Here is a 14,335-nt window from a genome sequence, read left to right as displayed (position 1 = left end):
ATGGGAGTTCTAAAATGAATCGAATAATTGGCAGCTTCACGTTATGTACTTTGCTCATGCTAACAGCGTGCTCGGAATCTGTGCCAACCAATACGAGCGCCGAAAAACCACCGCGACCGGTAAGGATCGTGACGGTGCAAGACGCCAGTGGTGAGCAATTACGCCAGTTTCCAGCTGTGGTTGAAGCCGCTGAGGTCGCGCAACTGACATTTCGTGTCGCAGGCGAAATCACAGAACTCCCAGTGCGTTCTGGTGCCGAGGTAAAAAAGGGTAACCTGATAGCGCGTCTTGATCCAACCGATTACCGCTTGGCGATGGAGCAGGCAAAGGCACAGTTCGATTTAGCGTCTTCACAGTATCAACGTAATAAGAAGCTGGTCGAACAAGGGCTCATGTCCGAGGCGCAGTTTGATCAAATTGAGTCAGAACTTGCCGTTGCGCGCGCAAACTATGAAACCACCAAGGCTAATCTGGGTTATACGGAACTGCGTGCACCGTTTGACGGCGTGATTGCGCAGCGCCCGGTGGAGCGCTACGAGAACATTCAAGCCAAGCAACCCATTGCGACGTTGCAAATTGCCAACGCGGTCGATGTCTCGATTCAGGTACCCGAGAACCTTTTTGCGCAGGTCAATAAAAACTTAAATTACGAGCCAACCGTGGTGTTCGATGCCTCGCCACAAAAGCGCTTTGTTGGACATATCAAAGAGTGGGACTCGCAAGCCGATCCGGCGACCAATACATATGAGGTGGTATTTACCCTGCCACGTCCCGACGATCTGAATATCCTACCGGGCATGACCGCCACCGTGATTGTCGATCTGCGTCAAGTGATGCGTAGCACACTTGATGGCGTATTAGTGCCATCGACGGCGGTGTTTGATGAACAAGATAACTTGCATTACGTCTGGGTGGTCAACCAACAAATGCAGGTTGAGAAGCGTCGTGTCAGTGTGGGCAACATGACCAATGATGGCTTATTAGTCACCGAAGGATTAGCGGCAGGTGAGCGCATTGTCAGTGCGGGTGTTTTTCAATTACAGCCGCAGCAGAAGGTGCGTGAATGGCATCGCGAGCGGGGGCTGTAATGAATATTGCTCAGTACAGTATGGAACGAAAAACCAGCAGTTGGCTGTTGCTTATTATTCTGTTGGTCGGTGGGATTGTCAGCTTAACTCAGCTCGGACGATTAGAAGATCCAAAGTTCACCATTAAGCAAGCGATGGTGATTACAGCCTATCCCGGCTCATCCGCTCAACAAGTGGAAGAGGAAGTCACTTATCCACTCGAGAACGCCATCCAGTCGCTCAGCTATGTGGATAACATTCGATCCATTTCAAAGCCGGGTTTGTCGCAAATCACGGTCGAGATGAAATCCACTTATCGCGCCGATGATCTTGAGCAGATCTGGGATGAGTTACGTCGCAAAATAAATGACAGCGCGCGTGATTTACCGCCCGGAACGCAACAACCGATCATTCGCGACGATTTTGCCGATGTGTATGGCGTGCTGCTTGCCATCACCGGCGAGGGCTATGATTATCAAGATATTGAGTACTACGCTGACTTTTTGCGTCGCGAATTAGTGTTGGTCGAAGGCGTTGGAAAAGTCATTGCCAGCGGTGAGCAACAAGAGCAGGTCATTGTCGAGGTCTCTCGTGCGCAGCTCTCTAACCTGGGGATTCCGACCAACCGTATCGCTAACTTACTCACTACGCAAAATACCGTCGCCGACGCAGGTCGTGTGACGGTTGATGAAGAGCGTTTTCGGATTGCCACGACCGGTGAGTTTGACTCCGTTGAGGAGCTCGCTAACTTGGTGATCAGTAACCCAGGCGCACAGCAGCGCATTTACTTACGCGACGTTGCACAGATTTATCGTGATACCAAAGAAATCCCGAGCCACATCGTCCGTTTTAATGGGCAACCGTCTATTTGGCTGGGTGTATCCTTTGCTGACAACGTCAATGTGGTCGACGTCGGCAAGCGGATTAATCAACGTCTTGATGAGCTAAGTTATGCGCAGCCCGTCGGTATGAGCGTTGAACGTATTTACGACCAACCGCACGAAGTCGAGAACTCCGTCGATAACTTTTTGATGAACTTGGTCGAGGCGGTGGTTATCGTCATCATCGCGCTGTTGCTCAGTATGGGCTTTCGTAGTGGCGTGCTGATTGGGGGAGTGCTGCTACTAACAGTGCTGGGCACATTCATCTTCATGAACATCTTTGATATCAACCTACAACGGGTGTCGTTGGGGGCTTTAATCATCGCGCTTGGCATGTTGGTGGATAACGCGATCGTCATCGCCGACGGCATGATCGTCGGGATGCAGCGCGGTCAAACCAAACTCAAAGCTGCGGTGAAGGTGGTTCGGCAGAACCAATGGCCGCTGTTAGGTGCCACCGTGATTGGCATTATTGCCTTTGCCCCAATAGGGTTGTCCTCGGATGCTACGGGTGAGTTTGCTGGCAGTCTATTTTGGGTGTTATTAATTTCTCTTTTGCTGAGTTGGGTCACAGCACTCACGTTGATACCCTTTTTAGCCGATCGCATGTACAAAGAGGGTGACAAATCCGCATCTGAGACGGATGATGTCTACGGTCACCCCGTATTCAAAGGCTATCGTCGTGTTCTGTCATGGTGTTTGCACCATCGCATCATCACCATGGTGGCGATGCTGGTCCTCTTGGTCACTTCTGCCGCTGGTTTTAAACAAGTGAAACAGGCATTCTTTCCGCCGTCGACAACGCCAATGTTTTACGTTGATTTGTGGTACCCAGAAGGCACGGATATTCGCTTTACAGCGCAAGATGCCCGCCGCGCGGAACAGTATTTGCTGGCGCGACCCGAAGTCGCTTCGGTGGCAACCACTATTGGGCAGGGGGCGCCACGATTTACCCTCACGTACTTAGTCGAAAAATCGTACGAGAGTTATGCACAGTTGATTGTGCGAGTCGCGGATAAAGACACCATGCTCAAGGTGATGGCCGATACGCGTCGATATGTCCGCGAGCACCACCCTCAAGTCGAAGATAAGCTGGTACGTGTCAACATTGGTCCTGCGACACCAGCAAAAATCGAGGCGCGCATCAGTGGTCCCGATCCAGAGGTACTAAGAACCTTAGCGCAAAAGGCCGAGTCGGTTTTGCAGCAGGACCCTGGTGCAATGAATATCCGCCATGATTGGCGGCAAAAGACGAAGTTGCTGCGTCCACAGTTTGATGAAGCGGCAGCGCGTCGTCTAGGTATCACTAAGCAGGATATCGATAATTTACTTAAAACAAACTTTGAGGGGCGTACCGTAGGTATTTATCGCGATGGTACCGATTTACTGCCGATCGTTTCTCGCGCTCCAGCACAAGAGCGCGTAGATTTAGATAATTGGCGTGAACTGCAAATATACAGTCCCGTACTTGACCGCTATTTGCCGCTCGGACAAGTGGTGCAAGATATTCGTGTGGTTTGGGAGAACGCCTTAATCATGCGACGGGACCGCAAACGCACCCTGACGGTAATGGCCGATCACGATGTGCTTGGCAATGAAACAGCGGCCGCTGTATTTGCGCGGGTGAAACCAGCAATCGAACAAATGGAACTGCCGCTAGGCTACTCGATCGAGTGGGGTGGTGAGCATGAAGCATCGAGCAAAGCACAAAAGGCGTTGTTTGGTTCGCTTCCGCTTGGCTTCCTTGCGATGTTTGTTATTACCGTGCTGTTGTTTAACTCCATTCGTTTAGCAACCGTGTTGTGGACCACGGTCCCCTTGTCCATCGTCGGTGTGACCTTGGGCTTATTGGTGCTCAACATGCCATTTGGATTTATGGCCTTACTGGGCTTTTTGAGTCTTTCGGGCATGCTGATTAAAAACGGTGTGGTGTTGTTAGAGCAAGTGAATGTCGAGCTGGAAGAGGGCAAACCGGTCTATCAAGCCTTGGTCGATGCCTCGGTGAGCCGTGTTCGACCAGTATTTATGGCCGCTGCAACAACAATTTTGGGAATGTTGCCGCTATTGCTGGATGACTTCTTCGCCAGTATGGCAACAGTAATCATGTTTGGTTTAGGCTTTGCTACGGTACTGACCTTGTTTGTTGTTCCCGTCATGTATGCCATCGTACAGCGGGTTAAAACACCTCAGTCGTCATAGTCAATGATTAGATGCTATAAAAAAGGCTTGCCGCGTTGGCAAGCCTTTTTAGTTATGCTTCGACTGTCGCCGTTAAGCCGATTTTTGCGCTGCGATCCATTGCTTAATATGTTGCTCTAACACATCCAACGGCACGCTGCCGTTCTCTAAGATCGCGTCGTGGAATTCACGCAGGTCAAAGTCACTGCCGAGTTCGTTTTCTGCTTGTTCACGAAGCGCTTTAATCTTCAACTCACCAAGCTTGTACGACAAGGCTTGCGCTGGCCACGTGATATACCGATCAATTTCGGTTTTTACGTTATGCAACGAAAGCGCCGTGTTGCTTGCCATAAAATCGATAGCCCGCTCGCGGCTCCAGCCCATCGCATGCATACCGGTATCGACAACTAAGCGTGCTGCACGCCACATTTCATAACTTAAGCGGCCGAAGTTGCTGTAGGGGTCTTGGTAGAACCCAGCTTCTAAGCCCAAGTACTCCGCGTATAGACCCCAGCCTTCACCAAATGCTGAAATATAGGTTTGTTGGCGGTACTCAGGCACATTCTCCATCTCGCCCGCAATCGCATTTTGTAAATGGTGCCCAGGAACCGCTTCGTGCAGCGTTAGTGCAGGAATCTGATAGAGTGGACGGCGATCCAAAGCGTATGTATTCACCCAGTAATAGCCTGCTTGATCCGCGCGGTTTGAGCCTTTGTAACGGCCTGTTGTGTATTTCGGCGCGATCTCCTCGGGTACAGGTGCGATACCATAGGGCTTGCGAGGTAACGTCTTAAATAAGCCGGGTAGTTTGCCATCCATTTGTTTGGCGACCAATGCGGCGGTTTCGAGTAGCTCTTCCGGGGTATCCGCATAAAACTGGTCATCGGTACGCAAGAACTCAACGAACTCGTCAAAGTCGCCGTCAAAGCCAGATTCTGCAATGACGTCATCCATCTCGGCACGAATGCGCTCGACTTCAGCCAGACCAATTTCATGAATCTCTTCGGCAGTCATATCGGTCGTGGTGTAGTGCTCAATGCGGTTTTTATAAAACGCTTTCCCGTTAGGTAAGTCGTAGGCACCAATAGAATCACGTGAGCTCGGCAAATACTCGGTGACCATGAAGGTAAAGTAGTCATCGTACGCCGGCATGATCTGGTTATCGATCACGGCGCGTGCTTGTTCCTGCAATTCGTTCCACGTAGCATCGTCAACAAAACGAGGTTGCTGTTTGAACGGGTCAAAATAGACGCTTTGCTCAGGGTTTTGCACGATATAAGCTAGGATACTCTCCTCAAAGCCTGCCATCGCCGCTTTAGGTTGTGTATAACCCTCGTCGATTGCTTTACGCAGCCAGTCAGTTTGCTGTGCCATGTAACGCTCAACGGTACCCAGCTTACTGATGTAGTCGCGGTAGTCTTGTACCGATTCAAAGCGCGTGTAGCCCGGCATAAAGGCTAATGATGAATGAAATGAACCTTCTGCGGTCAACGGCATATAGTGTGCATTAAAGCGATATTCGTCTACGCTATTCTTGAGCGAGTATGTGATCATAGCGTGATTAATGCGATCTTGCGTGCTCAGTTGGTTCACGTTAATCGCGTTAAGTTGCTCTAACCAGTTTGCGTGTTTGTCATAGCGCGCTTGTAGCGCTGCGGGTGACATATCGGGTAGGGCGGTTTTGTGGCTTGCCGATAGGTCATCCCAAATAGTACTGGCGAGCGAATGAAACGATTCGGTTACCGATGTTTGCTGACTCATTTGGTTTGTTTCAGCATTAGACGGCGTATGCGGTTGAGTTGCACACGATACCAGCGACACGATGCTGGCGGCTAAAATCAATTGACGCATGATTTTTCCTTGCGATTCTGTGTAATTTACAGGCATTCTATAATGCCTGCAGTTCCGATGAATGTAAAAATAACTAAAACAACGTTTAACTGGAACGGAGATACACTTTGTTAAAAGCGCAATCCGGAATTTGTGACGAGCCTAATCTACATGGGCTGACACTGTTTTGCCATGTCATGACCGATGATATAGATGTCATGCGTCGCAAAATTGCTCGTATTCCATCGATTATTGATGAGCTCAGTGACCGCTTTTCAGAAGCGATGCTTAACGGTTTTATTGCGATTGGTAGCGAATATTGGGATATTTTATATCCTGAGCAGCGACCCGAGGGGTTCAACGGGTTTCCGGAACTAAGAGCGGGCCATCGCAATGCCCCAGAACAAGTGTACGACTTACTCATAACTATTCGTTCCGACCGGTATGATGCAAATTATTTGGCCGCTCGCACACTTAATGAATGGCTCGGTTATGATATTGAGATCGCGGAAAATGTGCATAGCTTTCGTTATCTAGATGGCCGTGACCTCATGGGCTTTGTTGACGCACCAGATAACCCGCGAGGCGCTCGGCGTCGCAGCGTTGCCCTTATTGAAAAGCAACAAAGTAGCCAGTTTGAGCAGGGTAGCTACCTGTTCGTGCAAAAGTTTAAGCATGATCTAAAACGCTGGGATTATTTAGGTTCACAGCGGCAAGAGCAAATCATTGGGCGTGACAAAGTCACTGCAGAAAAATTACCCGAAGCGGATATTGTCGGCGTTACGCATGCCAGTAAGGCGCGCTTGCTAGATAAGAACGAGCAACCGATACCGCTTTTGCGGCAGAATATGGCGTGGGGCGATACCCGCGAGCAAGGCACGTTGGCCATGTACTTCAGCTGTCAGCCTAAAGCCGTAATTAACTGGCTCAAACAACGCTATTTTGAAGACGAACAGAATCAATACGATCCAATATTGGATTACACTCAAGCGGTCATCAATTCATCATTTTTTGTGCCCAGCCGAAGCTTTCTAAAAGCATCGATACAACAATCGTTTTGAGCTTAGTTCGAGCCATCTGGCACAACCGCTTGAGCTTCAAACAGAGACTTTACTTTCTCTAAGGTAAAGTCTATTTCGGAGACCTTTAACGGAGCGATAAAAATGGTATCGTCTCCCGCAATCGTGCCCAACACACCTTCTTTTTTACCGACTGAATCCAATAAACGAGCAATCAATTGAGCGGCGCCCGGACTGGTACGGATGATGACCATCACATCATTGTGCTGAATATCCAAAACAAGTTGGTTTAATGGTGCTTTCGCCGACGGCACCGAAATTTCAGCGGGTAGACAATAAACCATCTCTTGTTTGGCGTTGCGGGTTCGCACTGCACCGTGCTTGCTAAGCATGCGCGAGACCTTGGATTGACTGACATTACTAAAGCCTTGTTGCTTGAGTGCGTCAACGATTTCACCTTGTGAACCGTAGCGTTCTTCTTTCAATAATGCTTTAAATGCTGCCAGTAATTTTGCTTGTGTCATGCCCTTCGCCTAGATCAGTTTATTTGTATTTTGAGCCCTATTGGAGTACAGTTTTGCGCCATATCCGCATAACTATTCTATGCTTATGCAGTCACTAATCCAACATAAAAACGGAGTCTGAGATGAAAGTAGCCGTATTAGGTGCGGCCGGTGGTATCGGCCAGGCGTTATCTTTGTTATTAAAAACTCAACTACCAGCGGGTTCTGAATTGTCTTTATACGACGTTGCCCCAGTAGTTCCTGGTGTAGCCGTCGATCTAAGCCACATCCCAACCGACGTAAAAGTCACGGGTTTCGGTAAAGATGATTTAGCGTCAGCACTTGTTGGCAGCGATATCGTATTAATCCCTGCAGGTGTTCCACGTAAGCCGGGTATGGATCGCTCTGACCTGTTTAACATGAACGCAGGCATCGTTAAAAACCTTGTCGAAGGCGTAGCTGACAACTGTCCAGACGCTTGCGTAGGCATCATTACTAACCCTGTGAACACGACTGTTCCAATTGCTGCTGAAGTATTGAAGCAAAAGGGTGTTTACAACAAACAGAAACTTTTCGGTGTAACCACGCTAGACGTTATCCGTTCTGAAGCGTTTGTTGCTGAGCTACGTGGCTTGAACCCTGCAAACGTTACCGTTCCTGTCATTGGCGGTCACAGCGGCACAACCATCCTGCCATTGCTTTCTCAAGTCGAAGGTGTTGAGTTCACTGAGCAAGAAATCAAAGACTTGACTCACCGTATCCAGAACGCGGGTACCGAAGTCGTTGAAGCGAAAGCCGGCGGCGGTTCTGCAACCTTGTCGATGGGTCAAGCAGCTGCGCGTTTCTGCTTGTCGCTAGTTAAAGGCTTACAAGGCGAAGACACTATCGAGTGCACATACGTTGAAGGTCCAGGCGATAACGCTAAATTCTTCGCGCAGCCTGTACGTCTTGGCAAGAAGGGTGCAGAAGAAATCTTATCTTATGGTGAATTGAGCGCATTCGAACAGAAGTGCATGGACGACATGCTTGAAGGTTTGAAAGGCGACATCCAAAAAGGTATCGATTTCGCATCATAAGCGAGTATCAAACAAAAACCGCGTCACCTGGTAAAGGTGACGCGGTTTTTTTATGCCTGTTAAAAGGCAACTGTCCGTTTACGCGACGCGATCGACGGCGAGATGTGTCAGCGCGATCAATGCCTGTTTGTACTCAGATTCTGGTAGCGCATTCAAGCTTTCGCGGGCCTGGCGCGCCGCTTCAAGTGCTTTTTCTCGTGTATATTCAAGTGCACCTGTAGTGTGCATGGCATCAAGCACGGCGGCTAAATGTTCGCGTCCATCGCCTTGCTCTATCGCTTCGCGAATCAGTGCTTGCGTGGCAGCGTCGCCATGCCACATGGCGTATAGCAGAGGTAAGGTGGGTTTACCTTCAGCAAGATCGTCACCGGCGTTCTTACCCATTGTCTCGCTGTCAGAGGTGTAATCCATGAGGTCATCCACTAACTGAAACGCGGTGCCTAGATAACGACCATAGTCAGCGAGTTGTTCGGTAACTGCTGAGTCCTGTTCAGTGAGGACGCCCGCCAGTTGCGTGGCTGCTTCAAACAACTTGGCGGTTTTGCCGTAAATAACATCAAAATAGCGCGCTTCGGTGGTGTCGGGATCATTGCAGTTCATTAACTGCAAGACTTCGCCCTCTGCGATGACATTGGTTGCGTCAGCTAAGATGCTTAAAATCGGCATGGAGTCGAGCTGAACCATCATTTGAAACGCGCGGGTATATAAAAAGTCACCGACCAGTACCGACGCCTCGTTACCAAACACGGCATTCGCCGTTTTGCGCCCGCGCCGTAATTCAGATTCGTCAACGACGTCGTCGTGCAGCAAGGTGGCGGTGTGAATGAATTCTATAATCGTTGCAAGCGATAGGTGAGCGCGGCCTTGATAGCCCAGCGCGCGACACGAGAGAACAGCAAGTAAGGGTCGTAAACGCTTGCCGCCACTATTAACAATGTACATGCCGAGTTGGTTAATCAGTGCCACATCGGAACTCAGTTGTTCGCCAATGAGCGCGTTAACGCCTTGCATGTCTGTGTGTGCGAGATCGTTAATGGACTTCAGATCCATCATAATATGAAATGCTTTACGTAAATTTAACGGAGATTGGATGTTACAATATATGAGCGCGTGTTACTAGCCATTGGCAGTACCGATGAACAAGTGATAAATCGCACAGCTTAGGACAATAAAGAAAGCCAGAAACTACTTGCGATCCTTTTCCATATTAAGTAGAATTCGCGACCTATTTTAAATTCGAGTGCCTAATGGGCAGTGGAGATTACTATGTACGCAGTATTCCAAAGTGGCGGTAAGCAGCACCGTGTGACTGAAGGCCAAATCGTCCGCCTGGAAAAACTGGAAGCAGCTACCGGAGACGTAGTTGAGTTCGACCAGGTTCTTATGGTTTCTGACGGCAGCGATGTAAAAATCGGTGCGCCGTTTGTATCAGGTGGCAAAGTGACTGCTGAGATCGTTGATCACGGTCGTGGCGACAAAGTGAAGATCGTTAAATTCCGTCGTCGTAAGCATTCACGTAAGCAACAAGGTCACCGTCAGTGGTTCACAGAAGTGAAAATCACTGGTATCAACAGCTAATTTAAGGAGTAACGACACATGGCACACAAAAAGGCTGGTGGTTCTACTAAAAACGGTCGTGACTCAGAGAGTAAACGTCTGGGTGTTAAGCGTTTCGGTGGTGAGTCTGTTTTAGCAGGCAACATCCTAGTTCGTCAACGTGGTACTAAATTCCACGCTGGTAGCAACGTAGGCATGGGTAAAGATCACACCTTATTCGCGACCGCGGAAGGTAAAGTTTCTTTCGAAACTAAAGGCAGCAAAAACCGTAAATTTATCAGTGTAATCACTGACTAATTTCAGCTGTCCAAAAAGATTTGAAAAGCCCTGCCTTTACGGCAGGGCTTTTTCATATGTGCTAACCTTAGTATCCTCAAGAATTGTTCTAAAAGAAGTCGCTCATGAAATTCGTAGATGAAGTAGAAATCCGTGTGGAAGCCGGTGATGGTGGTAATGGCTGCGTTAGCTTTCGCCGTGAAAAATATATTCCTAAAGGCGGCCCCGATGGTGGGGACGGCGGTGATGGCGGCGATGTCTATTTAGAGGCCGACGAGAACCTTAACACACTGATCGACTATCGCTTTGAGCGCTTTCATCGCGCTGAGCGCGGTCAGAATGGTATGAGTAAAAACTGTACCGGTAAACGCGGTGAAGATATTACTTTGAAAGTGCCGCCAGGTACACGCGCGACTGACATCGACACCGGTGAGGTTATTGGTGATTTGACACGTCACGGACAACGACTTTTGGTTGCTAAGGGCGGTTTTCACGGTTTAGGTAATACACGCTTCAAAAGTAGCGTAAACCGAGCTCCAAGACAAAAGACCGATGGCACCCCGGGCGAAGTAAGGCAGTTACAATTAGAACTGATGCTGCTCGCTGATGTCGGGTTATTGGGTATGCCTAATGCGGGTAAATCAACATTTATCCGTTCGGTATCGGCTGCTAAACCCAAAGTGGCTGACTATCCATTTACGACCTTGGTACCGAACTTAGGCGTTGTTAGACCTGCCGCTCACCACAGTTTTGTTATTGCTGATATTCCAGGACTTATCGAAGGCGCAGCCGAGGGTGCAGGCTTGGGTATTCAGTTCTTGAAGCACCTAGAACGCTGCCGCTTGTTGTTGCATCTTGTCGACTTGGCGCCGTTTGATGAGAGCGATCCTGTTGAACAAGCACGGATCATCATCGAAGAACTTGAAAAATACAGTCCTAAATTGGCTGAAAAGCCGCGCTGGTTGGTCATTAATAAAGTTGATTTAGTGCTTGAGGAAGAGCGCCAACAGCTTGTTGACGATATCGTTGAACGACTGGGTTGGGAGGGGCCTGTGTATCAAATCGCTGCCCTAGAAGGCCGAAATACACAGCAGCTGTGTCACGATGTTGTAGAGTACATTGAGACGCTACCTTCACCGCACGAGGAAGCTCAGAAAGCGCAAGAAGAGGAAACTGTCGACTTCAAATGGGATACCTACCATGACGAAGTGATGGAAGAATATCAAGATGACGATGACTTCGACGATGATGATGACGACGAACACGGCGTTGAAGTAATCTATCAAAAATAGAATACAAGGGCGATCAGATGAAAATTTCATTGGTGGCAGCCATGGCAAAGAATCGTGTGATAGGAAGAGACAACACGATGCCTTGGCATATTCCAAGCGAATTGAAATATTTCAAAAAAATTACATTGGGTAAACCAATTGTTATGGGACGAAGAACCTTTGAGTCATTAGGTCGCCCTCTACCCGGACGTCAAAATATTGTACTTTCGACCGATCCTAATCAGCATAAAAGCCCCGATGACGGGGTTGTGTGGGTCAGTAGTGTAAGTGCTGCTATCGACGCTGCGGGTGATGTCGATGAGCTCATGGTCATTGGCGGTGGAAAAATTTATCAACTTTTTTTCCCATTTTGTCATCGGCTATATGTTACCGATATCGAACTGGATGTTGAGGGTGATACATACTTCCCCGACTACCGAAAAAGTCATGACTGGCATGAAGTTACGCGGCAACATGTTGCCGCAGATAATGCTCAAACTCCAGCTTATACTACCCGCATTCTCGACCGAAAAAGTTAATAAAGTGTTGAGCAATCAATGGATTACACTAACATGCGTGATTGAACGGGTGTTAATTTCATAGTATTATTGCGGCGAAAAATTGAACAGTTGTAAGTGATGGGGGTCACACAATGAAATCATTTCTTTTAGGTTCTTTGATCGCAGCGACGGCCGTTGCAGGCGTATCATTCAGTCAGCCAGCAAACGCGCAGAACGAGCTAGCGTTAAGTCTATGTACATACGTTCAGGGCGATGACACTATGCGTTTGCGCAAAAAGTTACGCGATTCTCGTGTGCGTATCCGTGATATATATTCGGGCATTCAGTGTAATGGTCAGTCGCTACTACAGTTTGCAATGTCGAACGGCTCAAATGATATCGGTACGTTCATGGTCGGTCGTCTTTCAGTCGATGACTTATCAAGCTCAGGTGATTACCAGTGGGCTCAACAGAATGGTCATTCTGGCTCACCCATCGCAGCGGCTATTAAAGAACGCGCTGGTTTATAAGCCACGCTTTTAAAGAAACCGCAAAAAGCCTCCACGATGGAGGCTTTTTTAATGGGTGTTAACAATTTGTTTCGATTCTAGTATTGCTTAAAGCGGACTAAGCAACGAAAATAATAAGTCTTCGGTATTTCTGGGACATTTTCATGAATTTAGGTAATGAAACTCGATTGGCTATGCGCACCAGCTCGCGTTTTGCTCTGTTTTTAATTACCACTGTGTTGAGCTTATTATCTGAGACGGCAGTGGCAGAAACAGATGAAAAACAATTAGATACAGATCCAGGTTGTTTTGTGAAAGGGTTTTCAGAGCGTTTAAACTGTGGTTTCGTCACGGTGCCTGAAAACTATGAGCAGCCCGAAGCTAAGCAGATCGAAATTCATTATGCGGTTATCCCTTCTATCCAAGAAAATTCACAACCTGACCCGCTATTAATCTTAGCAGGCGGACCGGGTCAAGCCGCCACCGAATTAACGCCCATGATTGCGCGTATTTTTGCCGATGTAAGAAAGCAACGCGATATTGTCCTGATTGACCAACGTGGAACCGGCAAAAGTAATCCGCTGTCCTGTGACGTAAACCGACCGGATGAGTTGGTGCGTTCCGATGACGAACAGGCGCTCGATGAAGTGGCTGCAGAGTGCCTTGCGCAATATCCGGATGTTGATGTCACCCAATACAATACGCCGAATGCGATTCGTGACTTTGAACGTGTGCGAGAAACGCTGAATATTGCTCAATGGAATCTGTATGGCGGTTCATATGGCAGTCGAGTTGGACTTAAATATTTGCAGCAAGCGCCCGAGGCAGTACGTACAGCAACGCTTGATGCAGTGGCACCACCACAAGTAGTGATCGGCCCGTTTGGCTTTAATGGCAGCCTTGCATTCGATAACATGCTACAAGACTGTCAGCAGCAGAAACCCTGTGTTCAGCGGTTTCCCAATCTCAAGCAACAATATAATCAAGTGATGGAATCGCTCGCCCAGGAGAGCGTTCTGCTTGATACTGAAGATCCGTTATCAGCCGAGCCGATTAAGATTCGCCTCACTCCCGGTCGGTTCAGTTCGGTAGTGCGTTTGGCGCTATACAACCCAGCAACGCGACAGTTGTTGCCTTATGCTATCAGTGAGGCAAAGACGTCGAACTACAAACCGATTTTGGGCTTAATGGGCGGCACAACCACTGCGGTGCAAAACTCCATTTATTTAGGTCTCATGCTGTCCGTGGTCTGTCGAGAAGATTTGCCTCGTGCGACAGAGAGCCTGCTGCAGCAAGACGCAAATAATGAGTTCATTGGCGGCAAAACAGCGCAGGCTTTTGTTGATTTATGCAAAGGTTGGCAAACCACCCCTGCACCTGCTGATTTCGCTGAACCCGTAACGAGCGAAAAGCCAATCCTCCTGCTATCAGGAACACAAGATCCCGTGACACCGCCTCGTTGGGCCGATATTGCAGCCCGCACGCTGCCTAATAGTCTACATGTCATCGCGCCTTACGCAGGTCATACAATAGCAGGGCACACCTGCGCCAATAAAATCGTCGCCCAGTTCGTTCGCAGTGGCAGTGTTAAAGCGTTAGATACTCAATGCGTAAAGCAACGGAAGCTAGCACCCTTTGTGCTCAATGCCAATGGAGAGGGCCTTTAAC

Annotated in this window: 13 protein-coding genes; 10 read left to right on the top strand and 3 right to left on the bottom strand. The window is 48.6% G+C overall.

Annotated features, from left to right (window positions below; genetic code table 11):
* Positions 1-14 precede the first annotated feature (14 nt).
* Positions 15-1,088 (top strand): efflux RND transporter periplasmic adaptor subunit, encoded by a 1,074-nt coding sequence (locus DFP83_RS06105; protein ID WP_110574129.1) that lies wholly within the window; start codon positions 15-17, stop codon positions 1,086-1,088.
* Positions 1,088-4,147, top strand: coding sequence for an efflux RND transporter permease subunit (locus tag DFP83_RS06100; protein WP_110574128.1), 3,060 nt, complete (start codon positions 1,088-1,090; stop codon positions 4,145-4,147). The genes DFP83_RS06105 and DFP83_RS06100 overlap by 1 nt, the downstream gene beginning before the upstream one ends.
* A gap of 72 nt (positions 4,148-4,219) precedes the next feature.
* Here the strand turns inward: DFP83_RS06100 and DFP83_RS06095 are convergent, their stop codons facing one another.
* Positions 4,220-5,977 (bottom strand): DUF885 domain-containing protein, encoded by a 1,758-nt coding sequence (locus DFP83_RS06095; protein WP_110574127.1) that lies wholly within the window; start codon positions 5,975-5,977, stop codon positions 4,220-4,222.
* Between the two features lie 107 nt (positions 5,978-6,084).
* Between DFP83_RS06095 and DFP83_RS06090 the strand changes: the two genes are divergently transcribed.
* Positions 6,085-7,017 (top strand): Dyp-type peroxidase, encoded by a 933-nt coding sequence (locus DFP83_RS06090; protein ID WP_110574126.1) that lies wholly within the window; start codon positions 6,085-6,087, stop codon positions 7,015-7,017.
* 2 nt (positions 7,018-7,019) lie between these two features.
* Here the strand turns inward: DFP83_RS06090 and argR are convergent, their stop codons facing one another.
* On the bottom strand, positions 7,020-7,499 hold the full coding sequence (argR, locus tag DFP83_RS06085; protein WP_110574125.1) for a transcriptional regulator ArgR: 480 nt from the start codon (positions 7,497-7,499) through the stop codon (positions 7,020-7,022).
* A gap of 122 nt (positions 7,500-7,621) precedes the next feature.
* Here argR and mdh point away from each other — a divergent pair, with 122 nt between their 5' ends.
* Complete coding sequence (gene mdh / locus DFP83_RS06080) at positions 7,622-8,554, top strand: malate dehydrogenase (RefSeq protein ID WP_110574124.1); 933 nt, start codon at positions 7,622-7,624, stop codon at positions 8,552-8,554.
* A 78-nt stretch (positions 8,555-8,632) separates the two neighbouring features.
* Here mdh and ispB read toward each other — a convergent pair whose 3' ends face one another.
* The gene (gene ispB, locus DFP83_RS06075) at positions 8,633-9,604 is read right to left on the bottom strand and encodes an octaprenyl diphosphate synthase (RefSeq protein WP_110574247.1); all 972 of its coding nucleotides are present in this window, start codon (positions 9,602-9,604) and stop codon (positions 8,633-8,635) included.
* A 216-nt stretch (positions 9,605-9,820) separates the two neighbouring features.
* Here ispB and rplU point away from each other — a divergent pair, with 216 nt between their 5' ends.
* The 6 genes from rplU (at position 9,821) to DFP83_RS06045 (ending at position 14,334) form a co-directional block, all read left to right on the top strand.
* On the top strand, positions 9,821-10,132 hold the full coding sequence (gene rplU, locus DFP83_RS06070; RefSeq protein WP_110574123.1) for a 50S ribosomal protein L21: 312 nt from the start codon (positions 9,821-9,823) through the stop codon (positions 10,130-10,132).
* An 18-nt stretch (positions 10,133-10,150) separates the two neighbouring features.
* Positions 10,151-10,408 carry a 50S ribosomal protein L27 gene (gene rpmA / locus DFP83_RS06065; RefSeq protein ID WP_006956701.1) on the top strand — a complete coding sequence of 86 codons (258 nt, stop codon included), beginning with the start codon at positions 10,151-10,153 and terminating at the stop codon, positions 10,406-10,408.
* 104 nt (positions 10,409-10,512) lie between these two features.
* Positions 10,513-11,679, top strand: a complete 1,167-nt coding sequence (cgtA, locus tag DFP83_RS06060) for an Obg family GTPase CgtA (RefSeq protein ID WP_110574122.1) — start codon at positions 10,513-10,515, stop codon at positions 11,677-11,679.
* Between the two features lie 17 nt (positions 11,680-11,696).
* Positions 11,697-12,197: a type 3 dihydrofolate reductase gene (folA, locus tag DFP83_RS06055; protein ID WP_110574121.1), complete on the top strand. Its 501-nt coding sequence runs from the start codon at positions 11,697-11,699 to the stop codon at positions 12,195-12,197.
* Between the two features lie 113 nt (positions 12,198-12,310).
* Complete coding sequence (locus tag DFP83_RS06050) at positions 12,311-12,688, top strand: DUF3718 domain-containing protein (RefSeq protein WP_110574120.1); 378 nt, start codon at positions 12,311-12,313, stop codon at positions 12,686-12,688.
* 143 nt (positions 12,689-12,831) lie between these two features.
* Entirely contained in the window at positions 12,832-14,334 is a 1,503-nt protein-coding gene (locus DFP83_RS06045) for an alpha/beta hydrolase (protein ID WP_241971599.1), read from the top strand.
* Position 14,335 lies beyond the last annotated feature (1 nt).

This window comes from Idiomarina fontislapidosi (assembly GCF_003226255.1).
Lineage (GTDB): Bacteria > Pseudomonadota > Gammaproteobacteria > Enterobacterales > Alteromonadaceae > Idiomarina > Idiomarina fontislapidosi.
The sequence above is the reverse complement of the archived record's forward strand: the minus strand, read 5'-3'. Positions and strand labels throughout refer to the sequence as shown.

Bases quoted from the DNA above. Each gene is read 5' to 3' on its own strand.
- DFP83_RS06105 (WP_110574129.1), top strand. From the start codon at position 15: ATGAATCGAATAATTGGCAGCTTCACGTTATGTACTTTGCTCATGCTA.
- DFP83_RS06100 (WP_110574128.1), top strand. From the start codon at position 1,088: ATGAATATTGCTCAGTACAGTATGGAACGAAAAACCAGCAGTTGGCTG.
- DFP83_RS06095 (WP_110574127.1), bottom strand. From the start codon at position 5,977: ATGCGTCAATTGATTTTAGCCGCCAGCATCGTGTCGCTGGTATCGTGT.
- argR (WP_110574125.1), bottom strand. From the start codon at position 7,499: ATGACACAAGCAAAATTACTGGCAGCATTTAAAGCATTATTGAAAGAA.
- mdh (WP_110574124.1), top strand. From the start codon at position 7,622: ATGAAAGTAGCCGTATTAGGTGCGGCCGGTGGTATCGGCCAGGCGTTA.
- ispB (WP_110574247.1), bottom strand. From the start codon at position 9,604: ATGGATCTGAAGTCCATTAACGATCTCGCACACACAGACATGCAAGGC.
- rplU (WP_110574123.1), top strand. From the start codon at position 9,821: ATGTACGCAGTATTCCAAAGTGGCGGTAAGCAGCACCGTGTGACTGAA.
- rpmA (WP_006956701.1), top strand. From the start codon at position 10,151: ATGGCACACAAAAAGGCTGGTGGTTCTACTAAAAACGGTCGTGACTCA.
- cgtA (WP_110574122.1), top strand. From the start codon at position 10,513: ATGAAATTCGTAGATGAAGTAGAAATCCGTGTGGAAGCCGGTGATGGT.
- folA (WP_110574121.1), top strand. From the start codon at position 11,697: ATGAAAATTTCATTGGTGGCAGCCATGGCAAAGAATCGTGTGATAGGA.
- DFP83_RS06050 (WP_110574120.1), top strand. From the start codon at position 12,311: ATGAAATCATTTCTTTTAGGTTCTTTGATCGCAGCGACGGCCGTTGCA.
- DFP83_RS06045 (WP_241971599.1), top strand. From the start codon at position 12,832: ATGAATTTAGGTAATGAAACTCGATTGGCTATGCGCACCAGCTCGCGT.